Origin of the sequence: Achromobacter sp. SIMBA_011, assembly GCF_046535435.1 — a bacterium.
GTDB lineage: Bacteria > Pseudomonadota > Gammaproteobacteria > Burkholderiales > Burkholderiaceae_B > Achromobacter > Achromobacter dolens.
In genome coordinates this window covers 1-317 of record NZ_JAWRWN010000211.1, presented here as the reverse complement: position 1 = coordinate 317, position 317 = coordinate 1, and the positions used below count along the sequence as shown (strand labels likewise).

Genomic DNA, 317 nt, shown 5'->3' with positions numbered 1-317 from the left:
GGGCGCGCTCGGCTTCTACCTGTCCGGCCACCTGTTCGACGCATATCGCGACGAAGTGCGCCGGTTCGTGCGGCAGAAGGTGGGTGATTTGAAGGAAGGCCGCGACAAGCTCGTCGTGGGCATCATCGCGTCGCTGCGCACGCAGATGACGCAGCGCGGCAAGATGCTGATCGCGTCGCTCGACGATGGGTCGGGGCAGTGCGAAATCACGATCTTCAACGAGCAGTTCGAGGCGAACAAGGCGCTGTTCAAGGAAGACGAGCTGCTGATCGTGCAGGGGCAGGCACGTAACGACGCGTTCACCGGCGGCATCCGCT

The 317-nt window shown here is 63.4% G+C and carries 1 protein-coding gene; it reads left to right on the top strand.

The window, feature by feature from the left end:
* On the top strand, nucleotides 1-317 hold a 317-nt coding region (locus SB816_RS30625; protein WP_410548068.1), incomplete at both ends, for an OB-fold nucleic acid binding domain-containing protein.